Below are 20,686 nucleotides of genomic sequence, written 5' to 3'. Positions count from 1 at the left end.
CCCGCGCTCACAGCGGCGGCGGCGGCAAAGGCGCGCGCGGCGCGACGGCCGGCACCTGCTCGCCCGGCGCCGGATGCAGCGAGCGCACGCTTGAAAGACGGCGCGTGAGCTGGTCGATCGCGTCGTTTTCCATATCGGCGAAAAGGATGTCCGACTCGGCGGCTTTTGCTTGCGAGTACTTGTCGCTATAGGTCATCGCGCGGTTCAGTGCGATCACGCTCGGCGGAATCAGCACCGTGCCGTCCTTGCCGATCAGCGAGTAGTTCATGGAGAGATTCAATTGATACTCTTCTACGACGCCCAGTGAGTTCAGCGTCAGCGTGCTGTAGCCGCGGCCTTCGGTAATCTGCAAGGTAGCGTCCGCGCTGGTCACCGAGTTCACCACCACCGTGTCGCTGCCGCCTTGCACCATGCGCGCGAGCCGCGCGTTCGCCGATGGCGAACCGCCGGCGACGAACAGGCGCTTGAACGCATAGTCCTGCTGGCCGCGCAATTGGAAACCGCACGCGGACAACATCAATACGCTGCAAGCCAGCGTCAAAAAAAACGATCTGCGAGTCACATTGGCTCCTGGTTCGCAGTGGGTTCCCGGCGAGAGGCACGCGCCGCCGCACGCGACGGCGCCATGCCTGTTGACAGATGCTGCTGGATCGTCAAACGACCACGTTCACGAGGCGGCCCGGCACCACGACAATCTTCTTGGGCGCCTTGCCTTCGCTGAACTTCGCGACCATTTCGTGCGCGGCCGCCAACTGCTCGATCGATTCGCGCGACGCGTCCTTCGACACCGTCAGCGCGCCGCGCACCTTGCCGTTCACCTGCAGCACGAGTTCGATTTCCGATTGCTCGAGCGCCTTCTCGTCGACCTTCGGCCACGGCGCGTCGAGCAGCGAACCGAACTCGTCGGCGTAACCGAGTTCCTGCCACAACTGGAACGTGAGGTGCGGCACGACCGGATACAGCACGCGCAGCATCACACCATAAGTTTCGCGCAGCACAGCAGACTGCGCGCCCTTTGCGCTGTCGAGCGCGTTGAGCATTTTCATCGCGGCCGACACGACCGTGTTGTACTGCAAACGCTGGTAGTCGAAGTCAGCCTGCTTGAGCACGCTGTAGATTTCGCGACGCAGCAGTTTGTCAGCGTCGGCAAGTTGCGCGGCGTCGAACCGGCCGCCTGCGCGCAGCGCCGCTTCGTTCGCGTGACCGAAGCTCCACACGCGACGCAGGAAGCGGCTCGCGCCTTCCACGCCCGAGCCCGACCACTCCAGCTGCTGCTCGGGCGGTGCGGCGAACATGACGAACAGACGCGCGGTGTCCGCGCCGTGCTGGTCGATCAACGATTGCGGATCGACGCCGTTGTTCTTCGACTTCGACATCTTCTCGACGCCGCCCAGCACGACCGGCTGGCCGTCCGAGTTCAGCACGGCACCGACCGGGCGGCCTTTGTCGTCGAATGAAACCGTGACGTCGGCCGGGTTGTACCAGGTTTTCTTGCCCGCAGCGTCTTCCCGATAGTAGGTTTCGTTCAGCACCATGCCCTGTGTGAGCAGGTTTTTCGCCGGCTCACCGAACTTGACGAGACCGAGGTCGCGCATCACTTTCGCCCAGAAGCGCGAGTACAACAGGTGCAGAATCGCGTGCTCGATGCCGCCGATGTACTGGTCCATCGGCGCCCAATAGTCGGTGCGCTCGTCGACCATGGTCGCTGCGCCCGGCGATGCGTAGCGGTAGAAGTACCACGACGAATCGACGAACGTGTCCATCGTGTCCGTCTCGCGTTTGGCCGCGCCGCCACAGGTCGGGCAGGTGCAATTCACGAACGCTTCGGACTTCGCGAGGGGGTTGCCCGTGCCGTCCGGCACGAGGTCCTCGGGCAGCACGACAGGCAGGTCTTTTTCCGGCACCGGCACGTCGCCGCACTTCGGGCAGTGGATGATCGGAATCGGCGTGCCCCAGTAACGCTGACGCGACACGCCCCAATCACGCAGACGCCACGTGATCTGCTTGTCGCCCAAGCCCAATGCCTTCAGGTCGGCGGCAATGGCGTCTACTGCCTGTTCGTAGTTCAGCCCGTCGTACTTGCCGCTGTTGACGAGCGTACCGCCCTTCTCGCCGTACCACTCTTCCCAGGCCTGCGTCGAAAACTCCTTGCCTTCGACCGCCACCACCTGCTTGATCGGCAGACCGTATTTCTTTGCGAACGCGAAGTCGCGCTCGTCGTGCGCCGGCACGCCCATCACCGCGCCTTCGCCGTAAGTCATCAGCACGTAGTTGCCGATCCACACTTCGACCGGTTCCTGCGTGAGCGGATGCTTGACGAAAAAGCCGGTCGCCATGCCCTTCTTTTCCATGGTCGCGACGTCGGCTTCGGCCACGCCGCCGCGCTTGCATTCGTCGATGAAAGCCTGCAGTTCCGGCTTGTCTTGCGCGAGACGCGTGGCAAGCGGGTGCTCGGCCGCGACCGCGGCGAAGGTCACGCCCATGATCGTGTCGGCGCGCGTCGTGAACACACGCAACAGCTTCTGTTCGCCGTCGATTTCATACGGGAAACCGAAGTTCACACCGAAGCTCTTGCCGATCCAGTTCTGTTGCATGATCTTCACGCGCTCGGGCCAGCCGAGGCCTTCCAGATCGTTCAGCAACTCGTCTGCGTACTGCGTGATGCGCATGTAGTACATCGGGATTTCGCGCTTCTCGACGAGCGCGCCCGAGCGCCAGCCGCGACCGTCGATCACCTGCTCGTTCGCGAGCACCGTTTGATCGACCGGGTCCCAGTTAACGGTGCCGGTTTTCTTGTACGCGATGCCCTTTTCCAGCATCTTCAGGAAGAGCCACTGGTTCCACTTGTAGTAATCGGGGCTGCAGGTGGCGACTTCGCGCGACCAGTCGATCGCGAGGCCCATGGACTGCATCTGCTTCTTCATGTAAGCGATGTTGTCGTAGGTCCACTTTGCCGGCGGCACGTTGTTCGCCATCGCGGCGTTTTCCGCCGGCATGCCGAACGCGTCCCAACCCATCGGCATCAGCACGTTGTAGCCGTTCATCCGCAGATAGCGGTACATCACGTCGTTGATCGTGTAATTGCGCACGTGCCCCATGTGCAGCTTGCCCGACGGATACGGCAGCATCGAGACGCAGTAGAACTTGGGCTTGTCGGTGGTTTCCGATGTCTTGTACGCGTCGATGGCGCGCCATTGCCCTTGCGCGGCGGATTCGACGTCGGAGGGAACGTATTTTTCGTGCATGGTGTGATGGGATCGCTGGGTTCGGTGCTTCCGCACCGGCCGCTTGGTGCTTTTGCTGGATGAAATGGCGTCGTTTTCCCTACTGCGGGGAAAGGGCTGATTATACCGTTCGCGGACGGCTGCGCCGCGTGGCGAGCGCCCGCGCGCCTACTGCTGCGAGCCCGGTGGCGGCGGCTCGGTCACAAAGCCGATGCGCTCAAGACCGGCCTGCTGCGCGGCGCCCATGACCTGCGCGATCACCTCGTAGCGCGTATTGCGCTCGGCGTGCAGATGAATTTCGGGCTGGTCGGCCTGCTTGCCGGCTTGCGCGAAGCGCCCGCGCAACTGCTCAAGCGTAATGACGCTGCCGTCCCAATACAGCTTGCCGGCGGCGTCGATTGAAAGGGAAATAGTTTGCGGCGTTTCGCGCGCCGGCGCCGACGCGACCTTCGGCAGGTCGAGCCGGATCGCGTGTGTGAATAAGGGCGCGGTAATGATGAAAATCACCAGCAGCACCAGCATCACGTCGATCAGCGGCGTCATGTTGATCTCGGCCATCGGTGCAGCCGTCTGCTTTTTCTCCAGTCCGCCGAACGCCATGCCGCCTCCTTATGTCGTGACGCGCGCCTAGTGCCCCTGTTGCGCTTATTGCCCTTAGTGAGTCGTGGCCTGCGGACCGCGCACCGGCGCTTGCGGCTGGCCCACGGGCGCGCACACGTACGCGTGCAGATCGTGCGCAAATCCGTCGAGTTCCTCCGACAGCTGCCGCACGAGGCGCCCCAGCACGTTGTAGGCGAGCACTGCGGGAATCGCCACCACGAGACCGAAGGCCGTCATGATGAGCGCCTCGCCGACCGGCCCGGCGACGTTCTCGATCTGCGCCTGACCGCTCGCGGCAATGCTGCCGAGCGCGTGATAAATGCCCCAAACGGTCCCAAGCAGGCCGACAAAAGGCGCCGTGCTGCCCACCGAAGCCAGCAGCACCTGGCCGAATTCGAGCCTCCGCTGCGACGCATTGAGCGCCTGACGCAGCGCGCGAACCACACGCTCGCTGCGCTCGACGCGCGCAAGCAGTGCGCCGGGGATATCGACTTCGGCTGCATGGAGCGCCGCTTCTGCAAGCGGCGCGAAAACGCGCTCGCGGTCGGCGCGCTTCAATTCGGCAACGCCTTCCGCCAGGGTCGGCGCTTGCCAGAACCGCCCGACAGCGCGCGTCGCCTGACGCTTGGCCCGCACCAGCACCCAGGTTTTGACGATCAGAAAGCACCAGCTCGCAATCGACATCGCCAGCAGCACATAAGCGACGCCATGCGTGATCGCGTCGCTCGTTTGCAGGTAATGGATGATGCCGCTGCCGCCTGCCATCTGATTTCGCCGGAGAAAAGTGAGTTCGTGCGGATACGTAAGCCGCGCGCCGCGATTAGCGCAGACCGAGCACGTCTTGCATGTCGAAGAAGCCGGTCTGGTGGCCTTCGAGGAAACGCACGGCACGCAGCGCGCCCTGCGCATACGACAGGCGGCTCGCCGATTTGTGCGTGATTTCAATGCGCTCGCCGATGCCAGCGAACAGCACCGTATGGTCGCCGACGATATCGCCGCCGCGAATCGCCGAAAATCCGATCGTGGACGGATCGCGTTCGCCGGTCACGCCTTCGCGGCTATAGACCGCGCAGTCGTCGAGATTGCGCCCGAGAGCGTTGGCGATCACTTCGCCCATCGTCAAAGCGGTGCCCGACGGCGCATCGACCTTGTGACGATGATGCGCCTCGATGATCTCGATGTCGTAGCCGGTCGCGAAATGCTTCGCGGCGTATTCGAGCAGCTTGAGCGTGACATTCACGCCCACGCTCATATTCGACGCAAACATGATCGCGATGTTGTCCGCCGCGGCGCGCAGCTGCGCCTTCTGCTCATTGTCGAAGCCGGTCGTGCCAATCACCATTTTCACGTTGTGACGCTGCGCGGCTTCCAGATGCGTCAGCGTGCCTTCAGGGCGCGTGAAGTCGATCAGGTAGTCCGATTCCGCGAACACACGTTCAATGTCGTCGGTCAGCATCACGCCCGTCTGTTTGCCGAGAAAGGCGCCGGCGTCCTGACCGAGCTGCGGCGAACCGGGACGGTCGAGCGCACCCGACAGCGTGGCGTCGGAATCGTTAAGAACGGTTTCGATGAGCATGCGGCCCATACGGCCCGATGCGCCAGCAATCGCAATTTTCATGGCTACGAGGGTTCGAATGACACAGCCCGGCAGAGGCGGGCAAAAGCGGCGGCGGGCAGCACGCCCTCGCACCGCGCGGGACTGGAACAGCAGACAATCCGACGGCACCGCGCGAAGCCCGATGCGACTTTGCAGTGGCATTCCACGGCGGGCGATTGCGCGGCGGCCGTCTTAAAACAAGGACAGCGCTATTACTGGCTCGTTCCCGAAGTGGACGGCGTGCCAACCGGCGCATTCTGCGTGGGGCCGCTGCTTTGCGAGCCCGTCGGCCCGACCGGGTTGTCCTGCGACGACGGCGATTGCGGCGGCGGCGGACGGTGGAACTGGAACTGCGGCTGACCACCGGACGTCGGGCCTTGCGGCGGGATGCCGCCGGCATTCGCGGTCGGAGCCGTTGAGCGCACCGACGACGGCGTATTTCGCGACGGCGCTTGCACCGCATTCGTCGCACGATTCGCGGCTTGAGCGGCTTCAGCGTTCGCGTCGGTGGACGGCGCGGCCGCTGCGGCAGCACCTTCGACGGACGGCGAACGCGCGGTGTCGACCGTGACCGGCGCCGTGGCTGCCGGCGCGCTTGCCTCGCCCGTGCTGCTTGCTACGCTCGCTGCGGCGGCCTTCTTACCGCGCTTGTCACCGTCGATCTCAGCAAGCAGTTCGAGGTTGGACGGCAGATCTTCGCCGCCGCTCCAGCTGGCGACGCGATCGCCCGCGAAGTTGACCACGAAGTCGCGCTGCTGGACGACGTTAGTCGAGCCGCGCTTGAAATAGAACACGTAGTCCCAGCGATCTGCGTGGAACATGTCGGCGAGGAGCGGCGTGCCCAGCAACTGACGCACCTGTGCGCGCGACAGGCCCACCTGCATTTGCGCGGCGGCTTCTTTCGAAACGAAGTTGCCTTGCACAACGGTAATCCGGTACGGCGTGATGCTTTGAGCAACCCGCTGGGTGAGGCTGTCGTACGTGGAACATCCTGCAAGAATCGCGACAGCCGCAACAGCGGTCAAGGTACCCCGCATGCGGCTCCCCCGGTAGATCAGTTGAGATTTTGAAATCATTTCACTCACCGTGCGGGCCCGCTGACGAGCCGCGCGAGTTTCATTCCATCGAAGATGACCAGAACGGCAAAAACACATTACTATGAGAGCCCAGCATTGTACTCTAGGGATCCCTTGTCATGACCAATCCAACCGATCTCAAGAACATCGGGCTCAAGGCGACCCTTCCGCGCCTCAAAATCCTCGAGATTTTCCAGCACAGCCCGGTGCGTCACCTGACGGCCGAAGACGTGTACCGCAACCTCCTGCACGAGGAGCTCGATATCGGCCTTGCCACCGTCTATCGTGTGCTGACGCAATTCGAGCAGGCCGGCCTGCTCTCGCGCAGTAATTTCGAATCGGGCAAGGCTGTTTTCGAGCTGAACGAAGGGTCGCATCACGACCATCTGGTGTGCCTCGATTGCGGCCTCGTCGAAGAATTTTTCGACTCCGAAATCGAGAGTCGTCAGCAGTCCATCGCGAAGGAACGCGGCTTCAAGCTGCAGGAACACGCACTGGCACTTTACGGCGCCTGCACTAAGGAAAACTGCCCGCATCGCAAGCATTGACGTGGTGCCGACCGTGTCGGGGGCGCGGTCGAACGATTTGCGATCAGCAGAAAAATGGCCCGGCCAGGTTGAATCGGCTGGGCCATTTTTTTGGTCGGGCGCATTCGGGGGAACGCCATCGTGCGGCGCATGCCGTCTCGCCGCGTCAGTGCCTGCTGGCCGCGCACGCCGCGCTGCCCGGCTGACACAAGCGGCGGACCCTTTGCCTGAAACGCCGCGGCGCCGACGTGTATTTCGACACTCGGCAGGCGTAAAAAAGCCGCTCCGAGGAGCGGCTTTTTTTCCGAACCGCGCTAAACCGAACTGCCGGCGTTGCAACGACGGCGTCCGGAAAAGCATAGAACGGCTTACTTCGCGTTGGCGAGCGCTACGGCCGTGTCCAGCATGCGGTTCGAGAAGCCCCACTCGTTGTCATACCAGCTCGACACCTTCACCAGGCGGCCCGACACTTTGGTCAGCGTTGCGTCGAACGTCGACGAAGCCGGGTTGTGGTTGAAGTCGATCGAGACCAGCGGCGCGTCGTTGTAGCCGAGGATGCCTTTCAGCGCGCCTTGCGACGCTTCCTTCATGATCGCGTTGACTTCGTCGACCGTTGTGTCGCGTGCGGCGATGAACGACAGATCGACCACCGACACGTTGATGGTCGGCACGCGAATCGCATAGCCGTCCAGCTTGCCGTTCAGTTCCGGCAGCACCAGGCCGACAGCCGACGCAGCGCCCGTCTTGGTCGGGATCTGGCTGTGCGTGGCCGAGCGCGCGCGGCGCAGATCTTCGTGGTACACGTCCGTCAGAACCTGGTCGTTCGTGTACGCGTGAATGGTCGTCATCAGGCCGTTCACCAGGCCGATCTTGTCGTTCAGCGGCTTGACGAGCGGCGCGAGGCAGTTCGTCGTGCACGATGCGTTCGAGATCACCGTGTCCGATGCCTTCAGCACGTTGTGGTTCACGCCATAGACGATCGTTGCGTCGACGTCCTTACCGCCCGGCGCCGAAATGATGACCTTCTTCGCGCCGCCCTTGATGTGCGCGCTTGCCTTTTCCTTCGTCGTGAAAAAGCCCGTGCATTCCATCACGACGTCGACGTTCAGCTCGCCCCACGGCAGTTCAGCCGGGTTGCGGTTGGCCAGCACGCGGATCTTGTCGCCGTTCACAACTAGGTAGTCGCCGTCCACCGACACTTCGCCCGGGAACTTGCCGTGCGCGGTGTCGTATTGCGTCAGGTGAGCATTGGTCCTGGCATCGCCCAGATCGTTGATGGCGACGATTTCGATATCGTGCTTCTTGCCGTTTTCATAGAAGGCGCGCAGCGTGTTGCGGCCGATCCGGCCGTAGCCGTTGATTGCAACGCGAATCGTCATGATCTATCTCCTGATGACTAAAAAAATACGTCGATGTTCGTCTGACCGGCTGCGTTGCCGCGCGTTCGTGCTCCTGCTTCTGCCGTGCGGCAACGCTTTGATTCAGATCAGCCGAGTGCGGCTTTGGCCGTCTCTACCACGTGTTCGACGGTGAAACCAAAATGCTTGAACAGCACGCCAGCCGGGGCCGATTCGCCGAACGTGTCGATGCCGACCACGCCGCCTTCCAGACCCACGTACTTGCGCCAGAAATCCGTCACGCCCGCTTCGATCGCGACCCGGCGCACGCCTTGCGGCAGCACACGTTCGCGGTATTCCGCATCCTGCTTGTCGAACACCGTGGTGGACGGCATGGAGACGACGCGCGCCGCGATCCCCTCGCGCGCCAGCGGCTCGACCGCCTTGAGCGCCAGTTCGACTTCCGAACCGGTGGCCATCAGGATGATTTTGCGCGCAACGATCTCGTCGTTCCAGTCGCGCAGCACATAACCGCCCTTCTCAATGTTAGCGATCTGCGCGTCCGTGCGCTCCGAGAACTGTAGGTTCTGACGGCTGAAAATCAGGCACGACGGGCCATGATGTTCGACCGCGTGAGTCCACGCCACCGCCGTTTCGACGGTATCCGCGGGACGCCATACTTGCAGATGCGGAATCAGACGCAAGCTTGCTACGTGTTCGACCGACTGGTGAGTCGGGCCGTCTTCGCCGAGACCGATCGAGTCGTGCGTGAAGACGAAGATGGACGGCGCCTTCATCAGCGCGGCAACGCGCAGCGCGTTGCGGCTGTAGTCGGAGAACGTCAGAAACGTGCCGCCGAAAGCCTTGAAGCCACCGTGCAGTGCAACGCCGTTGATCGCGGCGCTCATGCCGAATTCGCGCACGCCGTAGTTGACGTAGTTGCCCGCCGCGCGCCCTTCGCCGTTCACGCGAACCGGCTGCGCGGCCTTCCAGTTGGTCAGGTTCGAACCGGTCAGGTCGGCCGAGCCGCCGAGCAGTTCCGGCAGCACTGCTGACAATGCCTCGATGGCCTGCTGCGATGCCTTGCGCGTCGCAACCGTTTCGGCACGCTCGTTCGCGCCGGCGATGATCGCCTTCGCCTTTTCCTTCCAGTCAGCGGGCAGTTGCTTGCCCATACGACGCGTGAATTCAGCCGCTTCTTGCGGATATTTCGCCGCGTAAGCCGCGAACGCCTTATCCCAGTCGGATTCGAAACGCGCACCCGCTTCCTTCGCGTCCCACGCTGCGTAGACTTCCTGCGGGATCACAAACGGCTCCCACTTCCAGCCGATGGCCTCGCGCGTCGCCGCGATTTCCTTGTCGCCGAGCGGCGCGCCGTGCGAGTCGTGGCTGCCGGCTTTGGTCGGCGCACCTTCGCCAATCACGGTCTTGCAGCAGATCAGCGTGGGTTTGTCCGATTGCTTGGCCTTTTTGATGGCGGCGTCGACTGCGTCGACATCGTGGCCGACCACGTTCGGAATCACGTTCCAGCCGTATGCTTCAAAGCGCTTCGGCGTGTCGTCGTGGAACCAGTGCACCACTTCGCCGTCGATGGAAATGCCGTTGTCGTCGTAGAACGCGATCAGCTTGTTTAGCTTCAGCACGCCCGCGAGCGAACACGCTTCATGCGAAATGCCTTCCATCAGGCAGCCGTCGCCGACGAACACATACGTGTGGTGGTCGACGATCTTAGCGTCGGGCTTGTTGAATTCGGTGGCGAGCAGCGACTCCGCGAGCGCCATGCCGACCGCGTTCGCCAGACCCTGGCCAAGCGGGCCGGTGGTCGTTTCGACGCCCGGCGTAATGCCGTATTCCGGGTGGCCGGGCGTCTTCGAATGCATCTGGCGGAAGTTCTTCAGTTCGCTGATCGGCAGGTCGTAGCCGGTCAGGTGAAGCAGCGAGTACAGCAGCATCGAACCGTGGCCGTTCGACAGAACGAAACGGTCGCGGTCCGCCCATTGCGGGTTCTTCGGATTGTGGCGGAGATGGCGCGACCACAGGGCCACACCGATTTCGGCCATGCCCATTGGCATGCCGGGGTGCCCGGAATTCGCTTGTTGAACGGCGTCCATGGACAGCGCGCGAATTGCGTTGGCCATCAAGGAAGTGGGTGCGGGAGACGGGGTCGTCATGTCGAGTCCGGAGACAGAGTCAGAAAGCGGTGCGCGCTTGAGGCCCGGAAGCTCGGCGGCCAGTCCGCTTCGGCGCACGGTGCGGCGCCGGAAGACGCGAGACGGGCAGAGCAAACGGACAAGGCTGAAAGCGTGCCATTCTAACAGAACGTTGCCTCCCTCCCTGTGCGCAAAGCCGCATGGCGGGCGCCGCCCGGTGCCTCCACAGACCCGCTGATTTGTTTCGCATCGTGGGGCGCGCACGAGACCGTGCGGCGCGTCGCCCTTACAATCGGGCAGCGGAAACCGACCCGTTCACACTGGGCAAACCATCTTGAGCGCTACTTTGCTGTTCCACCCGAGTCCGGACGCTGTCTACGGATTTCCGGACGCGTCGCTGATCGCACGCGTCGATTCGCCGTATCAGCGCATCGAGGTGTGGGATACACGCCAGCTCGGGCGGATCTTCACGCTGGACGGCCGTCCCATGACGTCCACCGGCGACGAGTTCATCTATCACGAGTGCATGGTGCATCCGGCGGCGTTGGCGCATCCGGCACCGAAAGCCGCGCTGGTGCTGGGTGGAGGCGACGGGGGCGCAGCGCGGCAACTGCTTGCGCATCCGGGCATCCAAAGGATCGTGGTCGCCGAACTCGACGAACAGGTGGTTAGCCTGACCCGCGAGCACATGCCAGAAGTACACGGCGGCGCATTCGACGATCCGCGCGTCGAACTCGTGATCGGCGATGCGGCGCATTTCGTGACCGCGGCCGCGCAGGCACGGTCTGCGCAGTTCGATCTGGTCGTGTTCGATCTGACGCCGCCCGACTCGCCAGCGGCCGGTCTGTACACGACCGCCTTCTACGGTCAGCTCAAGCGGGTGATGAACGCGAACGCCGTGTTGTCCGTCCATCTGGGCTCGCCCTATTTCCACGCCGAACGCATTGCCGGCCTGCTTGGCGATCTGCGCAGCGCGTTCGCGGTCGTGCGCACCATGAACGCGTTCGTCCCGCTATACGGCTCGTTGTGGATGATGGCGACCGCCAGCGACACGCTCGATCCCGCCGCGCTGACGGCTGGTATCGTGGCCGAGCGCCTCGTCGTGCGAGGAATCGACGCACGGAAGCACTACAGCCCTGCCGCGCATGCCGGACTCTTTGCAGCATCGCCGTCGGTGCAAGATAAACTAGGTCAATTCTTAAAGCCGTCACACTGACGTATGGGCAAAATGCACGGCTTCGCCGAGTGCGCTATCACCTTGTCGATACGTAACCCGTTGCCGGCGGCCCGGCATGCGCCCAATAACCCTAGATCTGGAGAACCCCATGACCGCCTCCCGCCCAGCCGGTGTGCCCTGGTTGACCCCCTATCTGACGGTACGGGACGCGCGAGCCGCGACTGCCTTTTACACCGCGGCATTCGGCTTCGAATTGCGGGATAGCGTGCAGGACGACGGCGTCGTCATGCATGTCGAAATGACCTATCAAGGTCAACTGATCGTGATGTTCGCGCCGGAACGCGCGTTCGGCTCCACCGCACAAACACCCCGCAGCTCGGGCGCGATCGCGCCGCAATCATTCTATGTCTACGTCGACGACGTCGACACGGTTTACGCCCGGGCGCTTGCCGCCGGCGCCAAATCGTTGAGCGAGCCACAAGACCAGTTCTGGGGCGACCGCTTCGCCCAGGTCGAGGATCTGGACGGCTACCGCTGGGCGCTCGCTCGCCACCTTTCATGAACTAATGAGTATTTTTCTGATGCCTCGCTTCTTCGTCGGTACGCCTCTTTCGCCCGACGACATCATGCAGCTTTCCGATGACGTCGTCCGGCACGTCCTCGTGCTGCGCTTGCAGACCGGTGACTCCATTGTGCTTTTCAACGGTGAGGGTGGCGAATACAGCGCCGAACTCGTCGCGATCGAACGCCGCACGGTCACCGTGAAGGTCGGCGAATTCCGCAACATCGAAGTCGAGCCGCCCTATCGGCTCACGCTCGCTCAGGGCATAGCAAGCGGCGACAAGATGGACTGGCTGATCGAAAAGGCCGTCGAGCTCGGCGCGTCGAGCTTCGTGCCGTTGACCACCGCCCGCAGCGTCGTGCGGCTGAACGGCGATCGTGCGCTTCGGCGGCATGCGCACTGGGAAGGCATCGTGCGGGCGTCGTGTGAGCAATGCGGACGCAACCGCCTGCCGACAGTCATGCCTGTGCGTGAAATCGCCACCTGGCTCGCCGCAATGCCGCGCGTTCCCGCAGAAGACGAACTGCGCATTCTGTTGTCGCCACGCGCGAGCATCCATTTTTCAGCGCTGCCCACGATTCCACCGAAGGGGCCCGTCACCGTGCTGGTCGGCCCCGAAGGCGGCTTTTCCGCCGCGGAAGAAGCCGCCGCGACGGACCACGGATTTCAGGCGGTCGGGCTAGGACCGCGCGTTTTGCGCACGGAGACGGCTGGCATGGCGGTTCTGTCCGCGCTCGCGGCTGCGTGGGGCGGCTGGTGATTCGGTGATTGAGTTGGGGCTTGGGCAGCGGGTCGCGGGCAGCAACGGCAGCGATCAAAGCGGACGGCGGCACAAGCGGTAAGAGCGCCACTGGCGCCATCAATGCCACTGACGCCACTGGCGCCAAGCTCAAGCCCAATCCGCCAAAAGCAAAGGCCCGCCAGTTGGCGGGCCTTTGCGATTCCGGCTTGGCCGCACTCGGGAGCTCGGCTCAAAGCATTCAGGCGAACGAATAAAAGACGCGGAACGCAACCTTGCGCTCTGCCCAGAATTCGGCCGCTTCGCGAAACACGTCGAGCAGCGTCTCTCGCCCTTCCTTGTCGAATTTCTGCGCGACGGGCAATTGCTCAAGCACGATCACGAAGCCAGGCTGGGCACCGGCCTTGTGGACCAGGTCGGTCAGGCAATCGTAGAGCGCGTCATAATTCTTGCCGAAATGTTTCGGAAACAGGAACGATGTAGCGATGGTTTCCAGGACTTCCTGCTTGGACTGCGCGTTTGCGCAATACGCGTAGAGAAAGTGCTGTCCGAGTCGATTCGCCTCGTCGGCGAGATCCTGAACGCGAAACGCGCGGATCGACTGTACGATGTTCGGTCGTACGGTCCTGAAAAGACTCATGGGCTCCTCGTTCGATGAAACCACACTGTCAGCTTCGCTCCGGTTCTCACGGCCCTGCTCGCCGGCGCGCATCTTCATGACGCGCTGGAAAAGATTGCCGTCGCCGGCCGCGAAAAGATCCGTCGCGACTCCGGTGTCGTGCGCGTAGACGTTGTCGCTCATGCCGTTCATCCCGATGTCATTCAACAATACGATTAAAACTGGTGTAATGGTCGTCCGAGTAGTAACAATTGTCGGTGCGCTTCAGCGGACCTCCGCAGACGATGCGACGCGCCCCGCGATTACGTGAACGAGGCGTGGGAACGGTGTATTCGTGGTAAAAGCCGCGCCGGTTGGGCGGCAGCAACCGTTCGCGGTTGCCGAACACGACGCCGTCCTTTTCATACGGGTAAGGCCCTGCGGCAATCAAGTTCAATGTATTGACCGCCTCGCGGGGCAACTGCGCCGCCGCAATGGTGCCTTGGCCCTGTGCATCCGTGCCGGTGGGTGCCGTGTAATTGCGCGCGATGGCGTGAGGCACGGGGCCGCAGAAAACGCACAGCGCAATAGCACCGATCAGCACGCCCTTGATGCGCTGCCATCTGCGTGCCATTTACCAAGTTTCCCGGCTGTTAGATCACGAGTTTTACGACCATGAAAGTCGTAAGGGTATCGCTAATGGTCCCCGGAATCAACGTTCGCCGAAGTCGCAAAATGACCCGATTCGACGCGAAAGCCCCACCAGCAGCGCTTTGACGACTTTTGACACAAAATTTATCCGAGGCGCGCTAACATTAGCTCAACCAAGCAAAGAGACGCAGCAACACCGGCTTTTCACATGGAATGCCGGGCGCTGGGTTCTTGCAAGGAAGTCTGTTGTTTGCCGTTTTGGGCGGCTATCCCCTGTTCGCCCAAGGCGTGCCCGTTGCGGGCACGCCTTTTTTTTCGCGGACGAGGCCGGCAGGAGCCGCCGGCAAGTTTCTACGCCAACTGCGCCGGGGGAAGCCGGCGCCGGTCAGCAAAGACTGACCATCAGCGGGCCGCGATCACATCCGCAACCAGCAGCGCCGTCATGTTGACGATGCGTCGAACCGTCGCGGAGGCCGTCAGCACGTGCACGGGCTGCGCCGCGCCCAGCAGCATCGGGCCAATGGCGATGTTGTTGCCTGCCGCCGTCTTCAGCAGGTTGTACGAGATGTTGGCGGCGTCGATGTTCGGCAGCACCAGCAGGTTGGCATCGCCCTCCAGCGTCGAGTCGGGCAACACTTCGCGGCGCAGATTGGCGTCGAGCGCGACGTCGCCGTGCATTTCGCCGTCAACCTGCAATTCGGGGGCGCGTTCTTGCAGGATCGCGAGCGTATCGCGCATTTTCTGCGCGGTCGGCGCATTGCTCGAACCGAAATTCGAGTGCGAAACCAGCGCGACCTTCGGCTCGATACCGAAACGGCGCACTTCCTCGGCGGCCATGATCGTGATCTCGGCTAGCTGTTCCGGCGTCGGGTCCACGTTCACGTGCGTATCGACCAGGAAAATCTGGCGGTTCGGCAGCACCAGCGCGTTCATCGCGGCATAAACAGCGCAACCTTCGCGCTTGCCGATCACCTGGTCGATAAAGTGCAGGTGGCGGTGCGTCGTGCTGATCGTGCCGCAAATCATGCCGTCCGCCTCGCCCTTTTTGACCAGCATCGCGCCGATCAGCGTGGTGCGGCGGCGCATTTCGAGCTTGGCCATCTGCGCGGTGATGCCCTTGCGGGACATCATCTTGTGATATTCCTGCCAGAAGTCGCGATAACGCTCGTCGTGGTCCGTATTGACGACCGTGTAGTCCTGACCCGCGACGAGACGCAGGCCGTAGCGCGCAATGCGCTGCTCGATCACCGCCGGACGGCCGATCAGGATCGGCTTAGCCAGCTTTTCGTCGACGATGATCTGCATGGCGCGCAACACGCGCTCTTCTTCGCCTTCCGCGAACACAATGCGCTTTTTCTCCGGCTCGACGCCGCGCGCCAGCTGGAAGATCGGCTTCATCGTCGTGCCGCTGTGATACACGAACTGCTGCAAATGCTGCTCGTATGCGTCCATGTCCTCGATCGGACGCTCGGCGACGCCCGAATCCATCGCGGCCTTCGCCACTGCGGGCGCGACCTTGACGATCAGACGCGGGTCGAATGGCTTCGGAATCAGGTATTCCGGGCCGAACGAGAGATCCTGAATGCCGTAAGCCGTCGCGACGATGTCGCTCTGCTCCTGGCGCGCCAGTTCGGCAATCGCATTGACCGCGGCAATTTCCATTTCCCGCGTGACCGTGGTCGCGCCCGCGTCCAGTGCGCCGCGGAACAGGAACGGGAACACCAGCACGTTGTTCACCTGGTTCGGGTAGTCGGTGCGGCCCGTGCACAGCACGGCGTCCGGACGCACTTCGAGCGCCAGTTCAGGCAGGATTTCCGGCGTCGGGTTAGCAAGCGCCAGAATCAGCGGCCGTTCCGCCATCTGCTTGACCATCTCCTGCTTGAGCACGCCGCCCGCCGACAGGCCGAGGAACACGTCCGCGCCGCCAATCGCCTCCGCGAGCGTGCGGGCCTCGGTGTCACGCGCGAAGCGTTCCTTGTCCGGGTCCATCAGTTCGACGCGGCCCTTGTAGACCACGCCGGCCAGATCGGTGACAGTGATGTTTTCGAGCGGCAGCCCGATATCGACGAGCAGATCCAGACAGGCCAGCGCCGCGGCGCCCGCGCCGGAGGAGACAAGCTTGACGTCCTTGATGTCCTTGCCGACGACCTTCAAACCGTTCGTGATCGCCGCCGCCACGACGATGGCCGTGCCGTGCTGGTCGTCGTGGAAGACCGGAATCTTCATGCGCTTGCGACATTCGCGCTCGACGATGAAGCAATCCGGCGCCTTGATGTCTTCGAGATTGATACCGCCGAAAGTCGGCTCGAGCGCCGCGATCACGTCGACGAGCTTGTGCGGATCGGACTCGTTCAACTCGATATCGAACACGTCGATGCCGGCGAACTTTTTGAACAGCACCGCCTTACCTTCCATGACCGGCTTGGATGCGAGCGGGCCGATATTGCCCAGCCCGAGCACCGCCGTGCCGTTCGTCACGACCCCGACCAGGTTGCTGCGCGCGGTGAAGCGCGCGGCATTCAGCGGGTTCTCGACGATTTCTTCACACGCAAACGCGACACCTGGCGAGTACGCCAGCGCGAGGTCGCGCTGGTTGATCATCTGCTTGGTGGGGGCGATTGCGATCTTCCCGGGGGTCGGGAATTCGTGGTAATCGAGGGCGGCTTCGCGGAGTTTGCTATTGACGGGAGTCGACATAAGGCGGGCTTCGAAGTGCGGATTAGAATAGGTGTTCGACGGCATTGTAGCCCCAATTGCCGGCCCGATTCCTTCAATACGGGTACAACTGCCGAGACTGAAACGTAGCGAAAGGCGGTCGTCCCTTCACTTTTCCTCACAATGCTTTCAGAGTTTTCGCTGATTGAACGTTTCTTTGCGCGCCGCGCGGCGGGCGAGGCGTCCGCGGCCCCGAGCGGTTCGCTCGGCATCGGCGACGACTGCGCGCTGCTCGCGCCGCGCGCGGGCGAAATGCTGGCGATTTCGACAGACATGCTGGTGGAAGGCCGCCACTTCTTCGCGGATGTCGATCCCGAGGCGCTCGGTCACAAGGCGCTCGCCGTCAATCTGTCGGACCTCGCCGCGATGGGCGCGCAACCGCAGGCGTTCACGCTCGCGTTCTCCTTGCCCAAGGCCGACGAAACGTGGCTCGCCGCATTTAGCGAAGGACTGTTCGCGCTCGCCGAGCGTCATGGCTGTGCGCTGATCGGCGGCGATACAACCGGCGGTCCGCTGAACCTGTGCATCACCGTGTTCGGCAGCGTGCCACCGCAAGCCGCGCTGCGCCGCGACGCCGCTCGAGCGGGCGACGACATCTGGGTGTCGGGCACGCTCGGCGACGCGCGTGCAGGCCTCGGCATCCAGCGCGGCGAATGGACCGCTGATGCCGACGACGCCGCGGCGTTTCGCCGCGCGCTCGAACGCCCGGAGCCGCGCATCGCGCTCGGGTTGGCGCTGCGCGGCGTCGCCCATGCGGCGCTGGATATATCCGACGGGCTCGCTGGCGACCTGAAGCACATTCTCGATCGATCGAATATGCGGGCCAGCGTCGACGCCGACGCGGTGCCGCGTTCGGCCGCACTGCGCAGGCTGCCGCTCGAAACGCAGCGGCGCTGCACGCTCGCGGGCGGCGACGACTACGAGTTGTGCTTCACCGCGCCGCCGGCCGCGCGCGACGCCGTTCAGGCCGCCGGCCACAAGGCGGGCGTGCCCGTCACGCGCATCGGTACAATAAGCGCTCTCCAAACGGCGGCCGACCGCCCGGCGATCGACTGGCGCGACTCCGCCGGCGCGCCGCTCTCTCTGACGTTGCAAGGCTTCGACCACTTTCATGCAGACTGATCGCCCGCTCACGCCCGCCGACAATCTTGTCGGCGGCCAGCCGCCCAAGCCGCAGCGCCCTCAGCCGCGCCGTGCGACCGCGCGCTTCATGCTGTCGCACCCGCTGCACATTCTGTCGCTCGGTTTCGGCAGCGGCTTGTCGCCGATCGCGCCCGGCACGATCGGCACGCTGTTCGCGTGGGCCTCATTTGCCGTGTTCAGCCGCTATCTGACCGTGATCGAGTGGGGCGTGCTGATCGGCGTCGGCTTCGTGGGCGGCATTGCGATTTGCGGCTTTACTGCCAGGAAGCTCGGCACTGACGATCCATCGCCGGTCGTGTGGGATGAAATCGTCGCCTTCTGGCTCGTGCTGCTGATGGTCACGCCGGTCACGCTGACGGGCCAGTTCTGGGCGTTCATCGTGTTCCGCTTTTTCGACATGGTGAAGCCGCCGCCCATCAGCTATTTCGATCGCCGGCTGAAAGGCGGCTTTGGCATCATGTTCGACGACCTCGTTGCCGCGTTTTTCACCTTGCTCGTGATTGCGCTCTGGCGCATGTCCGTTTAACCGCCGCGCCCCGTTCCGGATTGACGCCATGCCTACCGATTCCGTCGTTCACCAGCTCGCGATCCGCGTCAGCAACCGCCTGCGCGACGAGCGCCTGATGCTCGTCACCGCCGAGTCTTGCACGGGCGGCATGGTCGCGACCGCGATCACCGACATCTCGGGCAGCAGCGGCTGGTTCGAGCGCGGCTTCGTCACGTATTCGAATCAGGCCAAGAGTGAAATGATCGGCGTGCCCGCAGATATGATCGATAAGCACGGCGCGGTAAGCGAGCAGGTGGCGCGCGCGATGGCGGAAGGCGCGCTGCGCAACAGCCGCGCACAGGTTTCGTTGTCGATCACGGGCGTCGCCGGTCCGGGCGGCGGCACGGAGACCAAGCCGGTCGGCATGGTGTCGTTCGGCTGGAGCAACCGGCTGCATACATCGGTCGAAACGAAGATTTTCAAGGGCGACCGCGAACAGATTCGCGTGCAGGCCGCAGCGCACGCGCTGCGCGGCGTGCTCGCGCTGCTCGACGAGCGCGAACATTGAGTTTCGTTAAAGGCGGGAACCCGATGTCCGATTCGCATGCAGCCAGAGACGAACTGATCCACCGCTTCAATCTGAAGCCGCATCCGGAAGGCGGATTTTTCAGCGAGACCTACCGGTCGGCGGAGCGCGTGAGCCGCGCGGGCGGGTCGGCCGAGACGCGTTCGGCGTCGACGGCGATTTACTACCTGTTATGCGACGGTGCGCATTCGGCGTGGCACCGGATCAAGTCCGACGAGGTCTGGCATTTCTATGCAGGCGAACCGCTGCATGTTCACGTGCTGGACGAGTCCGGCGCCCTCGGTACGCATCGGCTCGGCAACGCGTTGACTCATCGCGGCACGGTGTTTCAGGCCATGGTGCCGGCCGGTTTGTGGTTCGCCGCCGAATGTGCGGATCCGGCGACGTTCGCGCTCGTGGGCTGCACGGTGGCGCCCGGTTTCGAGTTCAGTGAATTCGAGCTTGCGAATGTCGACGCGTTGAAAGCGCAATACCCGCAGCATGCCGCGCACATCGAGCGGCTCGGGCCGGCCGCCGGCTAAGCCGGCCCCGTCACCAACCCACTACGCGATTCAACGGAATGCGTTGATCCGGTCGCGCGTCTCCATTGCGGCCTTCGCTGCCGCTTGAGCGAAATCCTCGCCCTTGCCTGCATAGATGATGGCGCGCGACGAGTTGATCAGCATGCCCGTGCCGTTGGCGGTGCGGCCCGCGCTCACGGTCGCCTGCACGTCGCCGCCCTGCGCGCCGATGCCCGGAATCAGCAACGGCATATCGCCGACAATTCCGCGCACCGCTTCGATTTCCTTCGGGAAAGTCGCGCCGACGACCAGAGCCAACTGGCCGCTCGCATTCCACTTTTCCGCCGCCAGTTGCGCGACGACCTGATACAGCGGACGGCCCCCCGTTTCCAGGAATTGCAGGTCGGAGCCGCCCGCGTTCGACGTGCGGCACAGTACGATCACGCCTTTGCCTTCATGCTGCAGATACGGCTCGATCGAATCGAAGCCCATGTACGGGTTCACCGTCACCGCGTCCGCCTGGTAGCGTTCGAACGCCTCGCGCGCATATTGCTCCGCAGTGCTGCCTATGTCGCCGCGCTTCGCGTCGAGAATGACCGGCAGGCCCGGATGATGTGCGTGAATGTGCGCAATCAGCTGCTCGAGCTGGTCTTCCGCGCGATGCGCCGCGAAGTAGGCGATTTGCGGTTTGAACGACGACGCGTACGGTGCAGTCGCGTCGACGATCTCGCGGCAGAAGTCGAAGATCGCGTCGGCGCGGCCGGCGAGCGCGCCCGGAAACTTGCTGGGCTCCGGATCGAGGCCGACGCACAGCAGCGAGTTCGTGCGCTGCCACGCTTCGTTGAGTGTCTGGATGAAGTTGGACATGGTGGGTCTCGCGGCGAGCCGGTAGTCGGAAGAGGCGCGTATTTTACCTGTCCGGGCGTGGGCGGGCGGCGCGGCTCGCCTCGCTTCACTCGCTTCACTCGCTTCACTCCGTCCAGCGCGAGCCCTTCGAGACGCCGCGAGTCACCAGAC

General features: G+C 63.4%; 20 protein-coding genes. 8 read left to right on the top strand and 12 right to left on the bottom strand.

The features are described from left to right. Nucleotides 1–7 precede the first annotated feature (7 nt). From BCA01S_RS27750 to BCA01S_RS27725, 6 genes are all read right to left on the bottom strand, one after another. On the bottom strand, nucleotides 8–562 hold the full coding sequence (locus BCA01S_RS27750) for an LPS-assembly lipoprotein LptE (protein WP_027779696.1): 555 nt from the start codon (nucleotides 560–562) through the stop codon (nucleotides 8–10). A gap of 91 nt (nucleotides 563–653) precedes the next feature. After that, nucleotides 654–3,245 carry a leucine--tRNA ligase gene (gene leuS / locus BCA01S_RS27745; RefSeq protein WP_027779695.1) on the bottom strand — a complete coding sequence of 864 codons (2,592 nt, stop codon included), beginning with the start codon at nucleotides 3,243–3,245 and terminating at the stop codon, nucleotides 654–656. Between the two features lie 147 nt (nucleotides 3,246–3,392). Then, nucleotides 3,393–3,824, bottom strand: coding sequence for an ExbD/TolR family protein (locus tag BCA01S_RS27740; RefSeq protein WP_027779694.1), 432 nt, complete (start codon nucleotides 3,822–3,824; stop codon nucleotides 3,393–3,395). A 54-nt stretch (nucleotides 3,825–3,878) separates the two neighbouring features. After that, nucleotides 3,879–4,589, bottom strand: coding sequence for a MotA/TolQ/ExbB proton channel family protein (locus tag BCA01S_RS27735; protein ID WP_027779693.1), 711 nt, complete (start codon nucleotides 4,587–4,589; stop codon nucleotides 3,879–3,881). 55 nt (nucleotides 4,590–4,644) lie between these two features. Continuing rightward, entirely contained in the window at nucleotides 4,645–5,442 is a 798-nt protein-coding gene (gene dapB / locus BCA01S_RS27730) for a 4-hydroxy-tetrahydrodipicolinate reductase (RefSeq protein ID WP_027779692.1), read from the bottom strand. 191 nt (nucleotides 5,443–5,633) lie between these two features. Continuing rightward, nucleotides 5,634–6,458, bottom strand: a complete 825-nt coding sequence (locus BCA01S_RS27725) for an outer membrane protein assembly factor BamE (protein ID WP_027779691.1) — start codon at nucleotides 6,456–6,458, stop codon at nucleotides 5,634–5,636. 158 nt (nucleotides 6,459–6,616) lie between these two features. Here BCA01S_RS27725 and fur point away from each other — a divergent pair, with 158 nt between their 5' ends. Beyond that, nucleotides 6,617–7,045, top strand: a complete 429-nt coding sequence (gene fur / locus BCA01S_RS27720; protein WP_012434340.1) for a ferric iron uptake transcriptional regulator — start codon at nucleotides 6,617–6,619, stop codon at nucleotides 7,043–7,045. A gap of 347 nt (nucleotides 7,046–7,392) precedes the next feature. On the opposite strand, the gene gap is transcribed toward fur, so the two are convergent. Both gap and tkt read right to left on the bottom strand, forming a co-directional pair. After that, a complete protein-coding gene (gene gap, locus BCA01S_RS27715; protein WP_027779690.1) occupies nucleotides 7,393–8,403 on the bottom strand; it encodes a type I glyceraldehyde-3-phosphate dehydrogenase in 1,011 nt (336 codons plus the stop codon). Between the two features lie 107 nt (nucleotides 8,404–8,510). Then, nucleotides 8,511–10,532 (bottom strand): transketolase, encoded by a 2,022-nt coding sequence (gene tkt / locus BCA01S_RS27710; RefSeq protein ID WP_027779689.1) that lies wholly within the window; start codon nucleotides 10,530–10,532, stop codon nucleotides 8,511–8,513. Between the two features lie 313 nt (nucleotides 10,533–10,845). On the opposite strand from tkt, the gene speE reads away from it, so the two are divergent. The 3 genes from speE (at nucleotide 10,846) to BCA01S_RS27695 (ending at nucleotide 13,010) form a co-directional block, all read left to right on the top strand. Next, nucleotides 10,846–11,727: a polyamine aminopropyltransferase gene (gene speE / locus BCA01S_RS27705; RefSeq protein ID WP_027779688.1), complete on the top strand. Its 882-nt coding sequence runs from the start codon at nucleotides 10,846–10,848 to the stop codon at nucleotides 11,725–11,727. Between the two features lie 109 nt (nucleotides 11,728–11,836). After that, entirely contained in the window at nucleotides 11,837–12,250 is a 414-nt protein-coding gene (locus BCA01S_RS27700; protein WP_027779687.1) for a VOC family protein, read from the top strand. Between the two features lie 19 nt (nucleotides 12,251–12,269). Then, nucleotides 12,270–13,010 (top strand): 16S rRNA (uracil(1498)-N(3))-methyltransferase, encoded by a 741-nt coding sequence (locus BCA01S_RS27695; RefSeq protein ID WP_027779686.1) that lies wholly within the window; start codon nucleotides 12,270–12,272, stop codon nucleotides 13,008–13,010. 220 nt (nucleotides 13,011–13,230) lie between these two features. Here BCA01S_RS27695 and BCA01S_RS27685 read toward each other — a convergent pair whose 3' ends face one another. The 3 genes from BCA01S_RS27685 to BCA01S_RS27670 form a co-directional block, all read right to left on the bottom strand. Beyond that, nucleotides 13,231–13,800, bottom strand: a complete 570-nt coding sequence (locus BCA01S_RS27685) for a barstar family protein (RefSeq protein ID WP_027779684.1) — start codon at nucleotides 13,798–13,800, stop codon at nucleotides 13,231–13,233. 7 nt (nucleotides 13,801–13,807) lie between these two features. Continuing rightward, nucleotides 13,808–14,221 carry a ribonuclease gene (locus BCA01S_RS27680; protein ID WP_027779683.1) on the bottom strand — a complete coding sequence of 138 codons (414 nt, stop codon included), beginning with the start codon at nucleotides 14,219–14,221 and terminating at the stop codon, nucleotides 13,808–13,810. A 419-nt stretch (nucleotides 14,222–14,640) separates the two neighbouring features. After that, the gene (locus tag BCA01S_RS27670) at nucleotides 14,641–16,980 is read right to left on the bottom strand and encodes an NADP-dependent malic enzyme (protein WP_027779682.1); all 2,340 of its coding nucleotides are present in this window, start codon (nucleotides 16,978–16,980) and stop codon (nucleotides 14,641–14,643) included. Between the two features lie 96 nt (nucleotides 16,981–17,076). Here BCA01S_RS27670 and thiL point away from each other — a divergent pair, with 96 nt between their 5' ends. From thiL to BCA01S_RS27650, 4 genes are read left to right on the top strand one after another with little or no spacing between them, the layout of a single operon-like run. Beyond that, nucleotides 17,077–18,075 carry a thiamine-phosphate kinase gene (gene thiL, locus BCA01S_RS27665; protein WP_027779681.1) on the top strand — a complete coding sequence of 333 codons (999 nt, stop codon included), beginning with the start codon at nucleotides 17,077–17,079 and terminating at the stop codon, nucleotides 18,073–18,075. Then, nucleotides 18,065–18,622, top strand: a complete 558-nt coding sequence (locus BCA01S_RS27660; protein ID WP_020071288.1) for a phosphatidylglycerophosphatase A family protein — start codon at nucleotides 18,065–18,067, stop codon at nucleotides 18,620–18,622. The genes thiL and BCA01S_RS27660 overlap by 11 nt, the downstream gene beginning before the upstream one ends. Nucleotides 18,623–18,650: 28 nt before the next feature. Continuing rightward, nucleotides 18,651–19,151 carry a CinA family protein gene (locus BCA01S_RS27655; RefSeq protein ID WP_027779680.1) on the top strand — a complete coding sequence of 167 codons (501 nt, stop codon included), beginning with the start codon at nucleotides 18,651–18,653 and terminating at the stop codon, nucleotides 19,149–19,151. Between the two features lie 23 nt (nucleotides 19,152–19,174). After that, nucleotides 19,175–19,690 (top strand): cupin domain-containing protein, encoded by a 516-nt coding sequence (locus tag BCA01S_RS27650; protein ID WP_027779679.1) that lies wholly within the window; start codon nucleotides 19,175–19,177, stop codon nucleotides 19,688–19,690. Between the two features lie 30 nt (nucleotides 19,691–19,720). On the opposite strand, the gene pyrF is transcribed toward BCA01S_RS27650, so the two are convergent. Beyond that, nucleotides 19,721–20,536 (bottom strand): orotidine-5'-phosphate decarboxylase, encoded by an 816-nt coding sequence (pyrF, locus tag BCA01S_RS27645; protein ID WP_027779678.1) that lies wholly within the window; start codon nucleotides 20,534–20,536, stop codon nucleotides 19,721–19,723. Between the last annotated feature and the right edge of the window lie 150 nt (nucleotides 20,537–20,686).

Origin of the sequence: Paraburkholderia caledonica NBRC 102488 (assembly GCF_000685095.1) — a bacterium.
Lineage (GTDB): Bacteria > Pseudomonadota > Gammaproteobacteria > Burkholderiales > Burkholderiaceae > Paraburkholderia > Paraburkholderia caledonica.
Note: the sequence above shows the minus strand (reverse complement) of the source record. Positions and strands in the feature narration are given on the sequence as shown.

Excerpts from the sequence above, each read along its gene's own strand:
- leuS (WP_027779695.1), bottom strand. The coding sequence starts at position 3,245 with ATGCACGAAAAATACGTTCCCTCCGACGTCGAATCCGCCGCGCAAGGG.
- BCA01S_RS27740 (WP_027779694.1), bottom strand. The coding sequence starts at position 3,824 with ATGGCGTTCGGCGGACTGGAGAAAAAGCAGACGGCTGCACCGATGGCC.
- BCA01S_RS27735 (WP_027779693.1), bottom strand. The coding sequence starts at position 4,589 with ATGGCAGGCGGCAGCGGCATCATCCATTACCTGCAAACGAGCGACGCG.
- dapB (WP_027779692.1), bottom strand. The coding sequence starts at position 5,442 with ATGAAAATTGCGATTGCTGGCGCATCGGGCCGTATGGGCCGCATGCTC.
- BCA01S_RS27725 (WP_027779691.1), bottom strand. The coding sequence starts at position 6,458 with ATGCGGGGTACCTTGACCGCTGTTGCGGCTGTCGCGATTCTTGCAGGA.
- fur (WP_012434340.1), top strand. The coding sequence starts at position 6,617 with ATGACCAATCCAACCGATCTCAAGAACATCGGGCTCAAGGCGACCCTT.
- gap (WP_027779690.1), bottom strand. The coding sequence starts at position 8,403 with ATGACGATTCGCGTTGCAATCAACGGCTACGGCCGGATCGGCCGCAAC.
- tkt (WP_027779689.1), bottom strand. The coding sequence starts at position 10,532 with ATGACGACCCCGTCTCCCGCACCCACTTCCTTGATGGCCAACGCAATT.
- BCA01S_RS27700 (WP_027779687.1), top strand. The coding sequence starts at position 11,837 with ATGACCGCCTCCCGCCCAGCCGGTGTGCCCTGGTTGACCCCCTATCTG.
- BCA01S_RS27695 (WP_027779686.1), top strand. The coding sequence starts at position 12,270 with ATGCCTCGCTTCTTCGTCGGTACGCCTCTTTCGCCCGACGACATCATG.
- BCA01S_RS27685 (WP_027779684.1), bottom strand. The coding sequence starts at position 13,800 with ATGAACGGCATGAGCGACAACGTCTACGCGCACGACACCGGAGTCGCG.
- BCA01S_RS27680 (WP_027779683.1), bottom strand. The coding sequence starts at position 14,221 with ATGGCACGCAGATGGCAGCGCATCAAGGGCGTGCTGATCGGTGCTATT.
- BCA01S_RS27670 (WP_027779682.1), bottom strand. The coding sequence starts at position 16,980 with ATGCCGTCGAACACCTATTCTAATCCGCACTTCGAAGCCCGCCTTATG.
- thiL (WP_027779681.1), top strand. The coding sequence starts at position 17,077 with ATGCTTTCAGAGTTTTCGCTGATTGAACGTTTCTTTGCGCGCCGCGCG.
- BCA01S_RS27660 (WP_020071288.1), top strand. The coding sequence starts at position 18,065 with ATGCAGACTGATCGCCCGCTCACGCCCGCCGACAATCTTGTCGGCGGC.
- BCA01S_RS27655 (WP_027779680.1), top strand. The coding sequence starts at position 18,651 with ATGCCTACCGATTCCGTCGTTCACCAGCTCGCGATCCGCGTCAGCAAC.
- BCA01S_RS27650 (WP_027779679.1), top strand. The coding sequence starts at position 19,175 with ATGTCCGATTCGCATGCAGCCAGAGACGAACTGATCCACCGCTTCAAT.
- pyrF (WP_027779678.1), bottom strand. The coding sequence starts at position 20,536 with ATGTCCAACTTCATCCAGACACTCAACGAAGCGTGGCAGCGCACGAAC.